General features: G+C 64.6%; 12 protein-coding genes and 2 tRNA genes. 8 read left to right on the top strand and 6 right to left on the bottom strand.

From position 1 onward, the window contains the following. Nucleotides 1-88: 88 nt before the first annotated feature. Together V5279_RS29235 and V5279_RS29230 are read right to left on the bottom strand one after the other, a co-directional pair. A complete protein-coding gene (locus V5279_RS29235; RefSeq protein WP_338690522.1) occupies nucleotides 89-718 on the bottom strand; it encodes a glutathione binding-like protein in 630 nt (209 codons plus the stop codon). Nucleotides 719-728: 10 nt separating this feature from the next. Further along, entirely contained in the window at nucleotides 729-1322 is a 594-nt protein-coding gene (locus V5279_RS29230; RefSeq protein ID WP_338690520.1) for a cysteine hydrolase family protein, read from the bottom strand. Nucleotides 1323-1450: 128 nt separating this feature from the next. On the opposite strand from V5279_RS29230, the gene V5279_RS29225 reads away from it, so the two are divergent. The 5 genes from V5279_RS29225 to V5279_RS29205 all read left to right on the top strand — a co-directional run bounded on the left by V5279_RS29225 (nucleotide 1451) and on the right by V5279_RS29205 (nucleotide 7839). After that, nucleotides 1451-2290: a LysR family transcriptional regulator gene (locus tag V5279_RS29225; protein ID WP_338690518.1), complete on the top strand. Its 840-nt coding sequence runs from the start codon at nucleotides 1451-1453 to the stop codon at nucleotides 2288-2290. A gap of 315 nt (nucleotides 2291-2605) precedes the next feature. Next, nucleotides 2606-2676, top strand: a tRNA-Phe gene (locus tag V5279_RS29220). Between the two features lie 2 nt (nucleotides 2677-2678). Next, nucleotides 2679-2744 (top strand) — tRNA-Arg (locus V5279_RS29215). A 336-nt stretch (nucleotides 2745-3080) separates the two neighbouring features. Beyond that, nucleotides 3081-4232, top strand: coding sequence for a slipin family protein (locus tag V5279_RS29210; protein ID WP_338690516.1), 1152 nt, complete (start codon nucleotides 3081-3083; stop codon nucleotides 4230-4232). Nucleotides 4233-4479: 247 nt separating this feature from the next. Further along, nucleotides 4480-7839 carry an adenylate/guanylate cyclase domain-containing protein gene (locus V5279_RS29205; RefSeq protein ID WP_338690514.1) on the top strand — a complete coding sequence of 1120 codons (3360 nt, stop codon included), beginning with the start codon at nucleotides 4480-4482 and terminating at the stop codon, nucleotides 7837-7839. Nucleotides 7840-7920: 81 nt separating this feature from the next. Here the strand turns inward: V5279_RS29205 and groL are convergent, their stop codons facing one another. Both groL and groES read right to left on the bottom strand, forming a co-directional pair. Next, nucleotides 7921-9561, bottom strand: a complete 1641-nt coding sequence (groL, locus tag V5279_RS29200) for a chaperonin GroEL (protein ID WP_029081569.1) — start codon at nucleotides 9559-9561, stop codon at nucleotides 7921-7923. A gap of 58 nt (nucleotides 9562-9619) precedes the next feature. Next, nucleotides 9620-9934, bottom strand: a complete 315-nt coding sequence (gene groES, locus V5279_RS29195; RefSeq protein ID WP_029081568.1) for a co-chaperone GroES — start codon at nucleotides 9932-9934, stop codon at nucleotides 9620-9622. Nucleotides 9935-10315: 381 nt separating this feature from the next. Here groES and V5279_RS29190 point away from each other — a divergent pair, with 381 nt between their 5' ends. Continuing rightward, the gene (locus V5279_RS29190) at nucleotides 10316-10606 is read left to right on the top strand and encodes an usg protein (protein ID WP_166306264.1); all 291 of its coding nucleotides are present in this window, start codon (nucleotides 10316-10318) and stop codon (nucleotides 10604-10606) included. Between the two features lie 112 nt (nucleotides 10607-10718). Continuing rightward, the gene (locus tag V5279_RS29185) at nucleotides 10719-11294 is read left to right on the top strand and encodes a cupin domain-containing protein (protein WP_338690509.1); all 576 of its coding nucleotides are present in this window, start codon (nucleotides 10719-10721) and stop codon (nucleotides 11292-11294) included. A 245-nt stretch (nucleotides 11295-11539) separates the two neighbouring features. Here the strand turns inward: V5279_RS29185 and V5279_RS29180 are convergent, their stop codons facing one another. Both V5279_RS29180 and V5279_RS29175 read right to left on the bottom strand, forming a co-directional pair. Beyond that, nucleotides 11540-12796 carry a NupC/NupG family nucleoside CNT transporter gene (locus tag V5279_RS29180; RefSeq protein WP_338701430.1) on the bottom strand — a complete coding sequence of 419 codons (1257 nt, stop codon included), beginning with the start codon at nucleotides 12794-12796 and terminating at the stop codon, nucleotides 11540-11542. Next, nucleotides 12796-13047: a hypothetical protein gene (locus V5279_RS29175; protein ID WP_338690507.1), complete on the bottom strand. Its 252-nt coding sequence runs from the start codon at nucleotides 13045-13047 to the stop codon at nucleotides 12796-12798. The genes V5279_RS29180 and V5279_RS29175 overlap by 1 nt, the downstream gene beginning before the upstream one ends. An 83-nt stretch (nucleotides 13048-13130) precedes the next feature. Between V5279_RS29175 and V5279_RS29170 the strand changes: the two genes are divergently transcribed. Beyond that, nucleotides 13131-13970, top strand: a complete 840-nt coding sequence (locus V5279_RS29170) for a peptidoglycan-binding domain-containing protein (protein ID WP_175619501.1) — start codon at nucleotides 13131-13133, stop codon at nucleotides 13968-13970. Nucleotides 13971-14394: the final 424 nt, after the last annotated feature.

Genomic DNA, 14394 nt, shown 5'->3' with positions numbered 1-14394 from the left:
CATCGCCGGGCGTTGCGGCCTTCGCGTTTCTCACGGCAGCGCCTCTACCCCCTCCAGCGGAGGGTCTGGAGGTTCGTGCCCGCTGCGATCACGCCGTGACTGTCTTCCACAATTGCGTCTCGATGCCGATCGCGGCCTTGACCTGCGGCCGCGCCTGCATTCGTGCGAGATAACCCGCGAGTTCAGGCCATTGCGCGACATCGACGCCGGCGGGGCGGAGCAGCGTCAATGCCCAGGCCAGATGCGCGTCCGCGACCGTGAAGCGTTCGCCGACAAGGTATTCACGGCCGGCGAGATGCGCGGCTACGATTGCGACGTTCTGTCCGATCCGTTCGCGCGGTTTGGCCAAGGCCGCGTCGTCCTTGTACCAGAAGGTCGGGAACAAAAATCCCTTGTGGAGCTCGGTGCCGATGAAGCTCAGCCATTCCTGCAGGCGATAGCGGTCCGGGTCGCCCGGCGGCGGCGCCAGGCCGAGTTCGGGCTTGAGGTCTGCGACATATTGCAGCACCGCTGCGCTCTCGGTGAGCCGCTCGCCGTTCTCCAGCACCAGCACGGGCACCGCGCCCTTCGGCGAGACGGCGCGGAAGTCGCCGTCGTCCTCCAGCACCTTCTTGGTCCAGAGATGCACCAGGTGATAGCGCGCCTCGATGCCGGCCTCCATCAGCGCGATCCGGCTGGCGAGTGAGCAGGCCATCGGCCAGAAATAGAGCTGCAGCATGGCTGATGTCTCAGGCGAGGGCGTTGCCGCGGGCGATGATCGCGAAGCGGTCGGACAGTTCGGCGAGCGCGACGTCGTGAATGAGCTTTGCCGCAATGGTGCCGCCGACGCCGTCAGGCAGGTCGCGGGTGGCGCAGCTGTCGGCATCGATGGTGGTGCGGAAGCCGAGATCGAGCGCGGCGCGGGCCGTCGAGCTCACGCACATATGCGTCATGAAGCCGGCGAGCACGAGCTCCTTGCGGCCGGTCGCAGCAAGCTGCGCGTTGAGGTCGGTGCCGGCGAACGCGTTCGGCAATTGCTTCTCGATCACGGCCTCGCCGGGCCGCGGTGCCAGCGGCGCGACGATGGCGCCGCGCTCCGCGCTGCGGTCGAACAGGCTTCCGGGTTGTCCCTTGTGCGCGATGTGGAAGATCGCGGCGCCGCTTTCCCGGGCGCGGGCAAGTAGTGCCGTTGCGTGCGCAATCGCCGGGTTGGCACCCGGCAGGGCCAGCGGACCGGCGAGATATTCGTTCTGGATATCGATCAGCACCAGGCAGCTGTCCGCTAGGCGGGGCGGGGTGAGGTCGATGCCGGCAAGCTGCATCAGGGTTTTGGCCGCTGTCATGGTCTTCAGATCTCCATGAGATGTGTTCCTCGAAAATATAGCGGTGGCGCTGCCTGCCGTAATGCAGGGATATTGCAGCCGGTGGCTGCGTTATTGCAGGCGGCCGGCTCACGCTGTAGCCTGATGCGATGAACTGGGACGATCTTCGCATCATCGCAGCCGTCAGGGACGAGGGCACCTATGCCGGCGCCAGCGCGCGGCTGCGCATCGACGAGACCACGGTCGGCCGCAGGCTGACGCGGATCGAGCGTGCGCTTGGCGTTCGCCTGTTCGAGGCCGCCGACGGCGTCCGCAGGCCGACCCGGCAGTGCGACATGGTGCTCGCCCATGTCCAGGCGATGGCGGCGCATGCCGAGGAGATCGGCCGGATCGGCGAAAGCCTGCCTGGCCCGGTCGGCCGGCTGCGCATCGCCTCCACCAATGCGATCGCCGAGGAGGTGCTGGCGCCGCGCACCAGCAAATTGCTGCGCGCCAATCCAGGCCTCACGCTGCAATTCCTGACCTCGAGTGACAACGTCAAGTTTTCGCGCTGGGAAGCCGACCTCGCGATCCGGCTGCGCAAGCCGGACAAGGGCGATTTTGCGATCTCGAAGCTCGCGGAGGTCAGGCTGTATTTCTTCGAGCCAGTCGCGACAACAGCGGGAGAAGCGGTGTCGTGCGCCTATCCCGATGAGCTCGGAGCAATTCCGGAAATGCAGTTCCTGCGCGCAAAGCGACTTCGCGCGCGCTGCGTGACCGACAATGTCCGGATCATCCACAAGCTGATCCAGTCGCATCAAGCGGTCGGCGTGTTGCCGGAACATAGTTGTGTGGACTTGCTGACCGACCGCCGGCTGCGCGCCACGCTGCTGCCGAAGCGGCGCGATGTCTGGCTGCTGGTGCAGAGCCATCTCAAGCGCGATGCGGCGACGCGCGTCACCATCGACTGGCTGCGCGGCTGCTTTCAGGACGTCGCGCACAGCGGGTAAAGGTGGAGGCGGAGCATCTCCGTCATTCCGGGGCGGCGCGTAGCGCCGAGCCCGGAATCCATCTTCTGGCAAATTCTGCGGCGCGATGGATTCCGGGCTCTCGCTTCGCGAGCCCCGGAATGACGAGGAGAGGGTTGTCACGGTGGCGCCACGACGTCGTCTCGTCACGAAAAAATCTCGTCCAGCCCCCTTGCAACCCGGACGTGCTTCGTCTATTAGCCCGCTCCTTCGCTTCGGCCATGGGTTCGGGCTCTCTCAGATCCCGACTGGCGCGTGCCGCTCTGCGGTGTCGTGTTCCGCTGAGATGAAGGCAACGAGATGAAGCTCATGGGTGAGCGTCGGGGATGAAATCCCGAAGGTATCGGTTCGATTCCGGTCTCTCACCAAAGGATAGCTCAGTGAGGTAGAGCAGGTGACTACGAATCATCTTGTCGCGGGTTCAAATCCCGCTCCAGCGCTCCGTTTCAGCCTGAAAAGCTGATTCCTCTGAAGGGGACCGGACGCGCGCTTCAGTCGCAGTCCGGCCGTCTTGCCGCAAGGCTCTTCGCCCGAACCTAGACACTGTGAGACCGGCTTTGCGCCGCGGTGGATACCGCTTGCGCTGATGCCGGGTGGCTCCGCTCGGCCGCGCGGCTTTAGTCGCGCGAACGCGCGCGTGCGCCCGTCATCGCGCGAGCTCAAGCCACGGCCCGCCTGGCTGACAGGAAGCCGCGTTCGCGTCCTCACGTCCTTTGCAAAACGAAACCCGCTCTCCGGCCCATGGGCCCGATGGCAACAATGGAGGCGTGCCATGACCTGGCATTTCCTGACGACCAAGTTGACGGTGAAGGATGGCGAGCGTGCGTTGCTGACGCGCGACGGCCGGCTCGAGCAGGTGCTCGCGCCCGGACGTCACCGCCTGTTCGATCCCCTGCATCAGCTCAAGGCCGAGCTGTTCAGTGTCGTGCGGACCGAATTCCCCGCGGATCGCTTCGCGGTGATCAAGGCCGCGCGCCCTGATCTCGCCGAAGCGCTGTTCGAGGCGGTCGAGACCAAGGCGAACGAGGTCGCGATCGTCAGCCTCGACGGCCGTCCCGTGCAGCTGATGACGCCCTGGCAGACGCGCGTCTACTGGAAGGTCGCGACCTCGGTCGATGTCGAGCGCATCGACGTGGCTCACGATATCAGCGTGACCGCGCGGCATCTGGCGATGATCCAGCCCAACCGGGCCGGCGTCATCACCGAGGCTGTGGTCGAGAACCACGAGGCCGGCCTGCTCACGGTTGAGGGCAAGCTGGTCGAGCGGCTCGCGCCCGGCCGGCACGCGTTCTGGATCGCGGGCCGCAAGATCGAGGTCAAGCGCCTCGACCTGCGTCCCCAGGCGGTCGAGATCACGGCGCAGGAGATGCTGACCAAGGATCGCATCGCGCTGCGCGTGACGCTGACCGCGTTCCGCCGGATCGTCGATCCCGCGCGGGTCGTGGCCACAGTGCCCGACGTGGATGCGTGGCTGTATCGTTTGGTGCAGTTCGCGATCCGCGAGGCGGTGGCCGGCCGCACGCTGGACGAGGTGCTGTCTGCGAAGGCGGCGCTCGACGATGAGCTTCGCGACTATGTCCGCGGCCGTGTCGCGGAGTCCGGTGTCGAGGTCACCGAGCTCGGCGTGAAGGACGTGATCCTGCCCGGCGAGATCCGCGAGCTCGTCAACAAGGTGGTGGAGGCGGAGCGGGTGGCGAAGGCCAACCTGATCCGCCGCCAGGAGGAGACCGCGGCGACGCGTTCGCTCCTGAACACTGCCAAGCTGATGGAGGAGAACCCTCTGCTGCTGCGGCTCAAGGAGCTGGAGTCGCTCGAGCGTCTGGTCGAGAAGGTCGGCCGCATCGACCTGCATGCCGGCGACGGCGAGGGCCTCGATGCCCTGCTGACCAAGCTGGTCCGCCTCAAGGCGCCCGAGAGCGCGTAAGAAGAGGGGCCGCCCACGGGCGGCCCTTCGTTTTTCCGCCGGAACGGACCGCCGGCATTCTTGCGAATGTTTGTTAGCGTGCAGGCCCGCTGTAACGGGGCACCGCCAAGGCACAACATGGCACAATTCGCATGTCCTGCTCCGTGCGAACTTCCGCAAACAGAAGGTGCCACTCCGGACAGATTGCGATAACGTGCGCTCTCCGTGGTCCGGAATTCGGCCAGCCGTCAACCCGTCGGTGGTGCCAATGCAACAGATTGCGGAATGGCTCGAGAAGCTGGGGCTTGGGCAATACGCGCTGCGTTTTGCCGAGAACGGGATCGACGTCGATGTTCTTCCCGAGTTGACGGATGAAGACTTCGACAGGCTCGGGGTCCTGCTTGGCCATCGCCGCAAGATGCTGCGTGCGATCGCCGATTTTACTCAAGCCGAACTGATCGCCGCGCCGGTTTCACCGCACGATGCCGAGCGCCGCCATCTTACCGTGATGTTCTGCGACCTGGTCGGCTCGACGGCCTTGTCGGCGCGTCTCGATCCCGAGGACATGTGGGAAGTGATCCGCGCCTATCGCGCGGCCTGTGCGCGGGTGATCGCGACATACGATGGCGTCGTTGCCAGATTTATCGGCGATGGAATCCTCGCTTATTTCGGCTATCCCCGTGCCCACGAGGATGACGCGGAGCGCGCGGTGCGCGCCGGCCTCGACGTCATCACCGCAATCGGCGGGCTCGAGATCCGAGCGAACGAGGGAGTCGCGGTACGGGTCGCGATCGCGAGCGGGCTCGTCGTGGTCGGCGACCTCGTCTCCGGCGGCGCGTCGGAGGAGCAGGCGTTGGTCGGCGATGCGCCGAACATCGCCGCACGGCTGCAGGGCTTGGCGGAGCCTGGTGTGGTCGTCGTGGCTGCCTCGACACGCCGGCTGCTCGGCAATCTGTTCACGCTTCGCAACCTCGGTCGCCGCGAGGTCAAGGGCATCGCCGAGCCGATCGCGGTGTGGGCTGTCGAAGGCGAGCTGGCATCGGAAAGCCGTTTCGAGGCGGTGCGCACCGCGCGCTCGATCGGCTTCGTCGGCCGCAAGGCGGAGATCGAATTTGCGCTGTCGCGCCAGCAACTGGCGTGGCAGGGCCAAGGCCAGGCCGTGCTGATATCGGGCGAAGCGGGCATCGGCAAGTCGCGCATCGTGGCGATGCTCTCCGACAGCCTCCCGCCCGGGACGCATCGCCGTGTGCGGTATCAATGCTCGCCCTATCACACCAACAGCGCGCTGCATCCCTTCGCCGCCCAGCTCGAGCGCGCCGCCGGCATCAGGTCGGAAGATCTGCCGGAGCAGAAGCTGGACAAGCTCGAAGCCATGCTGGCGCTCGGGACGCAGCAGGTGGCCAGCGTGACGCCGCTGATCGCGGCGCTGCTGTCGATCCCAACCGGCGACCGCTATCCGCCGCTCGGCCTCATCCCGGCGCAGCAGCGGCGGCAGACATTCGCAGCGCTGCTCGACCAGCTCGAGGGCCTCGCCAGGCAGCAGCCGGTGCTTGTCGTCTGCGAAGACGTGCATTGGGCGGACGCCACATCGCTCGAACTGCTCGACCTCGCGGTCGACCGGATCAGAGGGCTGCCGATCCTCATGCTCATGACGTTCAGGCCCGAGTTCGAGCCGCCGTGGGCTGGGCTCGCAAATGTCAGCCTGCTGCGGCTCGATCGGCTCGACCGGCAGGACACGCGCGCGCTGATCGAGCAGGTGACAGTCGGTCGGTTGCTGCCCGGCGAAATGATGACGCAGATCATCGAGCGGACGGATGGCGTCCCGCTGTTCGTCGAGGAACTGACCAAGATGATCATGGAGTCGGGGTTGCTCGTCGAGAATGCCGGGCGCTATCGCCTCGATAATCCACTGCCGCCGCTTGCGATCCCGGCGACGCTGCAGGACTCGCTGATGGCCCGGCTCGACCGGCTGGCGCCGGTCAAGGAGGTGGCGCAGATCGGTGCAGCGATCGGCCGCGAGTTCTCATATGCGCTGCTGCGCAGCGTGGCCGGGCGCGATGATCTGACCCTTGGTGCGGCGCTTGCCCAGCTCGAAGAGGCCGAGTTGCTGTTGCGCCGGGGCACGCCGCCGGATGCAAGCTACAGCTTCAAGCATGCGTTGGTTCAGGAAGCGGCTTACGAGAGCTTGCTCAAGAGCCGCCGGCAATTGCTCCACAAGCATATTGGCGACGTGCTGCGCGACAAGTTTGCCGAGATCGCCGAGATCGAGCCGGAAGTCGTTGCGTACCATTTCACCGAAGCAGGGCTCGGCAACACCGCGCTGGCGTGGTGGCGCAAGGCGGGTCAGCAGGCGCTGAAGCGCTCGGCCTATTGCGAGGCGATCGCACATCTCGGCAAGGCGGTCGCAATCGCCGATGAACTGCCCGACGAGCCGGGTCGGATGATCGGCCGGCTCCATCTGCAAATCGCGTACGGCCGCGCGCTGCGAGGCAGTCTTGGGCACAGCGCCCCCGAGACGGTGGCCGCTTGGACACGCGCCCGGCAGTTCGCCTCTGGTATCGATGATCCAATCGAACTGGCGCCGATCCAGTCGGGCCTTTTCAACGCCTGCTTGACCCACGGCGAGCTCGCGCCGATGCGGGAGTTGGAGGAGGCGATCATGGGCGCGGCGGAACGGCATCCGGAATCGCCGGTGGCGACGATTGTCGCGTGCTGGAGCAGCGGGGTGACCTCCTGGTTCGCGGGCGATTACCTCAACGCCCGCATCCATCTCGAGCAGGCGTTTGCGGCCTATACGACCGAGCCGGATCCGGCAACCTTCAAGGCGTCGACGCTCGACCTGCCGTTCGTCATCATGAGATTTCTGGCCTTGGTGCTTTGGCCGCTTGGCGAGATCGATCGAGCCCGGCAGCTCGCGGGCGCAGCGGTGAGCGTCGCCGGGGAGCAGCGCGCGCTCGCCCGTGCCAATGCGCTGGTTCACAAGGCGGTTTTCGACGGGCTGTGCGGCAGCAGGTTGCGGCAGACCGAGACGATCCTTGCCCTGGGTCTGGCGCAAGACCACACGATGCCGCTGTATGTTGCCGCCGGCACCTATCTCAATGGTCTGGCGAAGTGGCGCGCTGGCGACCGGGCGGCAGGTCTCGCGGAGATGCAGCGTGGCTGGACGTTGCTTCACGAGAACGACTGCTACCTCTGTGAGCCGTTCTGGGGATTGCAGATTGCCGTGGCGAGTGCAAAGGCCGGGCATGTCGAGGCGGGGTTCGACATCATCAATGAGCTGATCGACGCGACGGAGCAGTCCGGGCAGCACTGGCTGGATGCCGAGCTATACCGCGTGCGGGGTGAGCTGCTGTCGCGTCGCGACACCCCTGACATTTCCGGCGCCGAGGATGCGTTCCACCGCGCCCTCGAGATTGCCCGAGGGCAACAGACCAAGACCTTCGAGCTGCGCAGCGCGCTGGGACTTGCACGTCTATGCGCCGGCAATGGCCGGGTGGATGCGGTGCCGGAGGTGCTTGCCCCGGCGCGCGCCCGCTTCGATGCGGGGCAGGATCTCGCCGAGATCAAGGAGGCCGACGAACTGCTCAGTCAGATGGATTGGCTGGTCCGTCGTCCTCGTGCATCCTGACGGACGTCGGTGGAGATAAAACAAAACCCCGGCATCGCTGCCGGGGTTTCGCATGTCTTGCAGTGCCCTGAGAGGCTGGACTTAGAAGTCCATGCCGCCCATGCCGCCGCCCGGAGGCATCGCGGGGCCGCCGGCGTTCTTCTTCGGCAGCTCGGCAACCATCGCTTCCGTGGTGATCAGCAGCGCGGCAACCGAGGCAGCGTTCTGGATCGCGGTGCGGACGACCTTGGTCGGGTCGATGATGCCCTTCTTGACGAGGTCGGCATAGTCGCCAGTCTGGGAGTCGAAGCCGTAATTGTAGGCCTTGTTCTCCAGGATCTTGCCGACGATGACCGAACCGTCTTCACCGGCGTTGATCGCGATCTGGCGAGCCGGAGCCGACAGCGCCTTGCGCACGATCTCGACGCCGGTCTTCTGGTCGTCGTTCTTGGTGCGCAGGCCCTTGAGCTGCTCGGAAGCACGGAGCAGGGCGACGCCGCCGCCCGGGACGATGCCTTCCTCGACAGCCGCGCGGGTCGCATGCATCGCGTCATCAACGCGATCCTTGCGCTCCTTCACCTCGACCTCGGTCGCGCCGCCGACGCGGATCACCGCGACGCCGCCTGCGAGCTTGGCGAGACGCTCCTGCAGCTTCTCACGGTCGTAGTCCGAGGTGGTCTCCTCGATCTGCGCCTTGATCTGGGCAACGCGGGCGTCGATGTCAGCCTTCTTGCCGGCGCCGTTGACGATCGTGGTGTTCTCCTTGTCGATCATCACCTTCTTGGCGCGACCGAGCATGGCGAGCGTGACGTTCTCGAGCTTGATGCCGAGGTCTTCCGAGATGGCCTGGCCGCCGGTCAGGATCGCGATGTCCTGCAGCATGGCCTTACGGCGATCGCCGAAGCCCGGAGCCTTGACGGCCGCGACCTTCAGGCCGCCGCGCAGGCGGTTGACGACGAGGGTGGCGAGGGCTTCGCCTTCGACGTCTTCAGCGACGATGATCAGCGGCTTGCCGGTCTGCACCACGGCCTCGAGCAGCGGCAGCAGCTCGTTCAGCGAGGAGAGCTTCTTCTCGTTGATGAGGATGTAGGCGTCGTCCATCTCAACGCGCATCTTGTCGGCGTTGGTGACGAAGTAGGGCGAGATGTAGCCGCGATCGAACTGCATGCCCTCGACGACGTCGAGCTCGGTCTCGAGCGACTTGGCTTCCTCGACCGTGATCACGCCCTCGTTGCCGACCTTCTTCATGGCGTCGGAGAGGAACTTGCCGATTTCGGCATCGCCGTTGGCCGAGATGGTGCCGACCTGAGCGATCTCCTCGTTGGAGGTGACCTTCTTGGAGTTCTTGACGAGGTCGGCGACAACGGCTTCCACAGCCAGGTCGATGCCGCGCTTCAGGTCCATCGGGTTCATGCCGGCGGCAACCGACTTGGCGCCTTCACGAACGATCGCAGCCGCGAGCACGGTTGCGGTGGTGGTGCCGTCGCCGGCCGCGTCAGCGGACTTGGAGGCGACTTCGCGCACCATCTGGGCGCCCATGTTCTCGAACTTGTCCTCGAGCTCGATCTCCTTGGCGACGGTGACGCCGTCCTTGGTGATGCGGGGAGCGCCGAACGACTTCTCGAGCACGACGTTGCGGCCCTTGGGGCCGAGCGTCACCTTGACGGCGTTGGCGAGGATGTCGACGCCGCGAAGCATCTTGTCACGCGCATCAACGCCGAATTTGACTTCTTTAGCTGCCATCTGAATTTTTCCTTGGAATGGTTTTACCCTGGAGGAATCTTGGGGAGAGAGGAGGCGCTTAGGCCGCCTTCTTCTTGGAAGCGGGGACGTCGAGGACGCCCATGATGTCGCTTTCCTTCATGATCAGCAGGTCTTCACCGTCGATCTTGACCTCGGTGCCGGACCACTTGCCGAACAGGACGCGGTCGCCGACCTTGATGTCGATCGGGATCAGCTTGCCAGCCTCGTCGCGGCCACCCGGGCCAACGGCGATGATTTCGCCCTGGGAGGGCTTTTCCTTGGCACTGTCCGGAATGATGATGCCGCCAGCAGTCTTCTCTTCGGCGTCGATACGCTTGACCACGACGCGGTCGTGAAGCGGACGGAATTTCATGCAGTCCTCCTAAACTTTTGTGGATGCTGTAGATTTTTGGAGTGTTAGCAGTCCAGCCCGGCGAGTGCCAAGCCAGCTTCGCAGGAGATAGGCCAAGCCTGGGCGGCGGGCAAGTGCCTCTAGCAGAAAAATTGGCACTCGCGAATGACGGCTGCCACGATCATTTCGGCATCCTTAATGCCGGCCCGCGGGGTCGCCGAGGCTATTAGCAGATGCGGTAAGCTGCTGCCAACGCAAGAAATTTCAACAACCTATTAAACATTTGGGCTTGAGATTGGTTAGTCGCGTGCGTCACATTTCTCTCATGTGAGCGCATCCATTGCCGGTGGTCCGGCTGGGATCCGGCCGCCAGGTGAATGCGCTCCGTCACAGGAGGTTGGCATGGTCTCGCGAGTTGGTGGGGTTGCTTCCGACGATTTCCGGAAGCAGTTGCTGGGGTACGGGCTGACGACGGCGCAAATCCTCTATCGGATGCCGGATCATCGCTCGTTGCTGCAAACCTATGTCTGGCAGAACTACGACCTGTTTCCGAGATTTCCGGTGCTGCAGGATTTCCTCGCCTTCTGGCAGGCGAAGCTCGAGGGCCCGCTGTTCTCGGTGACGGTGGCGCATTCCAAGCTGGTCAAGCCGGCCGAATTGCGCGCCGTCGACGGCGTGTTCCGGCTGCATTGACATAGGCCTTGGACTTGGAGCTTGCGGGCAGGGCGCAGCTTGCGCCTTTGCCCACCAGCGCCGCGCGACTTGTGTTAGCCTCTCACCGTCAGAAAAAGACGGGAGGCGAACAATGGCCAAGAAGACGGCATCACGATCCGCAGCCAAGACCGCGGTAAAGAAGAAATGGACGGGGCTCGGAGCCGGCACCAAGTCGTCCGCACGCAAGACCATCAAGTCCAAGGGCCGCGTCCCGGCGGCGAAGAAGAGCGCGCCCAAGACCGCGACAAAGACTGCAACAAAGGCGGCGAGCAAGGCACGGCCGAAGCAGCGCGTCGCCATCAGCCATCACCGCGAAGAGGACTTCAAGGCCGATGGGCTGCGCACCTACGCCAAGTACCGCGACCTCGGCATCGCCGCCGCCTCGCATGGCCTCGCCCAGGCGCACGTCATCCGGCTGCAGGGGCCGTGCAATCCCGACGAGGTGTCGAAGCTGCACTTCCACGACGTCGACTTCCAGATGGTCTATGTGCTCAAGGGCTGGGTGAAAACCTACATGGAAGGCGAGGGCGAGACGCTGATGCAGCAGGGCAGCGCCTGGACCCAGCCGCCGCGCATCCGGCACATGATCCTGGATTACTCAGACGACGTCGAACTGCTGGAGGTGATCCTGCCGGCCGAATTCAAGACGGTGGAGTTGAAGGCGTAGGCCTCGCGCTGTCATGGCCGGGCTTGACCCGGCCATCCATCCTGCTTCGCAAGAGTCTTTCACGAGCGATGGATGCCCGGGTCATAGGCGAGCGGAAGCGACGCCGTCCTTCGGACGGCTGTGCCCGGGCATGACGATTTTGTAAGTGGCGGCCATCGGTCTTGTAGCCCGGATGGAGCGAAGCGAAATCCGGGATTCGCGCAAACGATCAGCATGGCCCCGGATTGCGCTTCGCTTCATCCGGGCTACGGCTGTGTCATCATCCCGACAATCGCCCCCATCAGGCACGTCGTCAGCGTGCCCGAGACGATCGACTTCAGCCCGAGCGCGTTGATCTCGTCGCGCCGCTCGGGTGCCATGATGCCGAGGCCGCCGATCATGATGCCGAGGCTCGCGAAGTTGGCGAAACCGCACATCGCGTAGAGCATGATCAGCCGCGAGCGCGGATCGAGCGCGTCGGGACCGAGCTTCGACAGGTCGACATAGGCGATCAGCTCGTTCAGCACGGTCTTGGTGCCCATCAGGCTTCCTGCCGTGATCGCCTGCGGCCACGGCAGGCCCATCAGCCAGCACACCGGCGCCATGACGTAACCGAGCAAGCGTTGCAGCGAAATCTTCGCGCCGCCGATCTCGGGCAGCAGGCCGATGATCGCGTTCGCGAGATAGACCAGCGCGACCAGCACCAGCAGCATCGCGATGATGTTCATCAGGAGCTCGAGACCGGCGGCGGTGCCCTTCACGATGGCGTCCATCGTCGATGACACCTGAACATCGGGATCATCGAGCGATCCGCCGGTGTGTCTGTTAGACGTTTCCGGCACCATGATCAGGCTGACTAAAATTGCGGCCGGCGCGCCCAGCACCGAAGCGATGACGAAGTGCGCGGCCGCATCCGGGATCAGCGGTGCGAGCAGCGTCGCATACAGCACCAGCACGGTGCCGGCGATCCCGGCCATGCCGCCGGTCATCACCAGAAACAATTCGCTGCGGCTGAGTTGCGCCAGATAGGGGCGGATGAAGAGCGGCGCTTCCACCATGCCGAGGAAGATATTGGCGGCGGTCGAGAGCCCGACCGCGCCGCCGACGCCGAGCGTACGCCCCAGCAGCCAGGCCATGCCGCGCACCACCGGCGGCAGCACGCGCCAATAGAACAACAGCGTCGTGAGCACGCTCATGACCAGCACGATCGGCAGCGCCTGGAAGGCGAGGATGAAATCCGAACCCGGCACCTTGAGATCGAACGGCGCCGGACCGCCGCCGACATAACCGAACACGAAGGCGGTGCCGGCGCGCGTCGCCGCCGCGATGGTGCCGACGGCATCGTTGATCGCGCCGAAGGCTTGCGTCACCAGCGGCACCTTGATCAGCACCAGTGCGGTCGCGACCGTGACGATGAGCCCGATCGCCGCCTGCCGCAGCGACACGACGCTCCGATTCTCGCTCAACGCCCAGGCGATCACGAGCAACGCCACCACGCCGAACGCCGATTGCAACTGCAGCATCATGCCCCCAGGAACCCGCGCGGGATTATGGCAGGGGCCTCGCGCAGCGCAATGCTGTTGCGCGCTTGGCAGGCTGGTGAAGAAGTCTTTGCTCGACGTGCGATGAGTGCGATGTCGTCGCCGTTGAGGAGGCAGATCTCCCGTTCGAGTGAGCCGTCATCCTTTAGTTCGGCCCAACCGTCACCTTCGGCTGGCTCCATTTCGTCGTTTCCCTGCCAGCCGAACTCGATGGCGGCGCTGTGCGCAACCATACCGCAAGGACAGGAAGCCAGACGTGTGTTACAGGCGACGATCGGCGACCTTGCATCCGCTCGCGACGCCGGAGGACAGCATCATGCCGCTCTCATCCGAACTGTTCACAAAGGAAGGTCCGGGCAAAAAGCGTCTAGCCGACTGCGCCGTCAATCATCAGTTTAATATCTTCAAGGACAAGACGCCGAATTTTCCCGGCACGGAGGACGCGGTCGGGCGAATCCAGACCGCGCTGCGGTCGCTGGGTTTCACCATCTCCGATGCGGCCGGCGTTTACGGAGAGTCGACGGCGAAGGCGGTGTTCGCTTTCAAGAGCGCTCATCGTCCCAAGCCGATCCTCGGCCCTGGCCAGACAGTTCCGGACCGTGTCGTCGGCATCCAGACCATCGCTGCACTCGACAAGGCAATGGCCGGAAAAGGCCCGAATCCCGGTCCGACGCCTCCCGGTCCGACGCCTCCGCCTCCGACGCCTCCGCCTCCGACGCCTCCCCGTCCGACGCCTCCGCCGCCCGCGCCCAAACCGACGGACCGCGTCTGGAAGTTCAGCCTCAAACTACAGACGAATGCGGATAGCATATTTAGCTTCAGGCTGGAGCTGACCGATCCCGACGGCAACAGCGAAAACTTTCTCACTTCTAAACCTGTGAAGTTTACGAATACCTTGGGTACGCCAGTCAACTGCATCCAGGTCGGAGCCCTGAAGTTCTCGAACGAGGTTTCCCTCGACGATATTCTCGGCTGCCTCGCCGGTGTGGCGCTCAAGCCTGGCGACCGCGCTGAAGTTCTCACCGGCACACTGGCCGTCTCCGACGCGGACAAAAACATCAATTCCTTGGCGCCCGTCAACGGCGCCGCTCAGGGACAGCCGAACGAAGGTGGCATCCTTTTCGTGGCTTCCGTGCTACAGCGGTTGGCGTTTTAGCGGTCCGCGACGCGCCGGCCCACCTATCCCCGCGCCTGCGCCGCGCCCTCGGCTGTGAGCGGAGCGTCGCGGGTGATGTTCACGTGTCCGCTGTGCTAAACATGACCTACTAACCCGGGACGCGCTCTATCGCTCCGGCTAGAAGAGACATCAGCCACACGTGCGGCCGCCGCTCGCATTCAAATGATCTTGGGTACTTTCCCGCGCGTTCTTTTGAGACGTGAAGGGCCGCCAGCGGAGAGGATCTGACCTCGCTACGGCCCATCGCGCTCGGCGCTCTAAGAGCGTTTTCAAGCGAAGTGGACACCGGTTCGCATGAGGAAAACGCGTCAAAAGAAGAATCTAGAGCCCGTTCCGATCTTATCGGAGCGGAACAGCTCTTACCTCGTCTCCATTGACAAGTTGCAGGGGCTCAGTCACGCAA

The organism is Bradyrhizobium sp. 26S5, from assembly GCF_036923295.1.
Taxonomy (GTDB): Bacteria; Pseudomonadota; Alphaproteobacteria; order Rhizobiales; family Xanthobacteraceae; genus Bradyrhizobium; species Bradyrhizobium septentrionale.
The sequence above is the reverse complement of the archived record's forward strand: the minus strand, read 5'-3'. Positions and strand labels throughout refer to the sequence as shown.

Coding starts and splice junctions, on each gene's coding strand:
- V5279_RS29235 (WP_338690522.1), bottom strand. CDS start 718: ATGCTGCAGCTCTATTTCTGGCCGATGGCCTGCTCACTCGCCAGCCGG.
- V5279_RS29230 (WP_338690520.1), bottom strand. CDS start 1,322: ATGACAGCGGCCAAAACCCTGATGCAGCTTGCCGGCATCGACCTCACC.
- V5279_RS29225 (WP_338690518.1), top strand. CDS start 1,451: ATGAACTGGGACGATCTTCGCATCATCGCAGCCGTCAGGGACGAGGGC.
- V5279_RS29210 (WP_338690516.1), top strand. CDS start 3,081: ATGACCTGGCATTTCCTGACGACCAAGTTGACGGTGAAGGATGGCGAG.
- V5279_RS29205 (WP_338690514.1), top strand. CDS start 4,480: ATGCAACAGATTGCGGAATGGCTCGAGAAGCTGGGGCTTGGGCAATAC.
- groL (WP_029081569.1), bottom strand. CDS start 9,561: ATGGCAGCTAAAGAAGTCAAATTCGGCGTTGATGCGCGTGACAAGATG.
- groES (WP_029081568.1), bottom strand. CDS start 9,934: ATGAAATTCCGTCCGCTTCACGACCGCGTCGTGGTCAAGCGTATCGAC.
- V5279_RS29190 (WP_166306264.1), top strand. CDS start 10,316: ATGGTCTCGCGAGTTGGTGGGGTTGCTTCCGACGATTTCCGGAAGCAG.
- V5279_RS29185 (WP_338690509.1), top strand. CDS start 10,719: ATGGCCAAGAAGACGGCATCACGATCCGCAGCCAAGACCGCGGTAAAG.
- V5279_RS29180 (WP_338701430.1), bottom strand. CDS start 12,796: ATGCTGCAGTTGCAATCGGCGTTCGGCGTGGTGGCGTTGCTCGTGATC.
- V5279_RS29175 (WP_338690507.1), bottom strand. CDS start 13,047: ATGGTTGCGCACAGCGCCGCCATCGAGTTCGGCTGGCAGGGAAACGAC.
- V5279_RS29170 (WP_175619501.1), top strand. CDS start 13,131: ATGCCGCTCTCATCCGAACTGTTCACAAAGGAAGGTCCGGGCAAAAAG.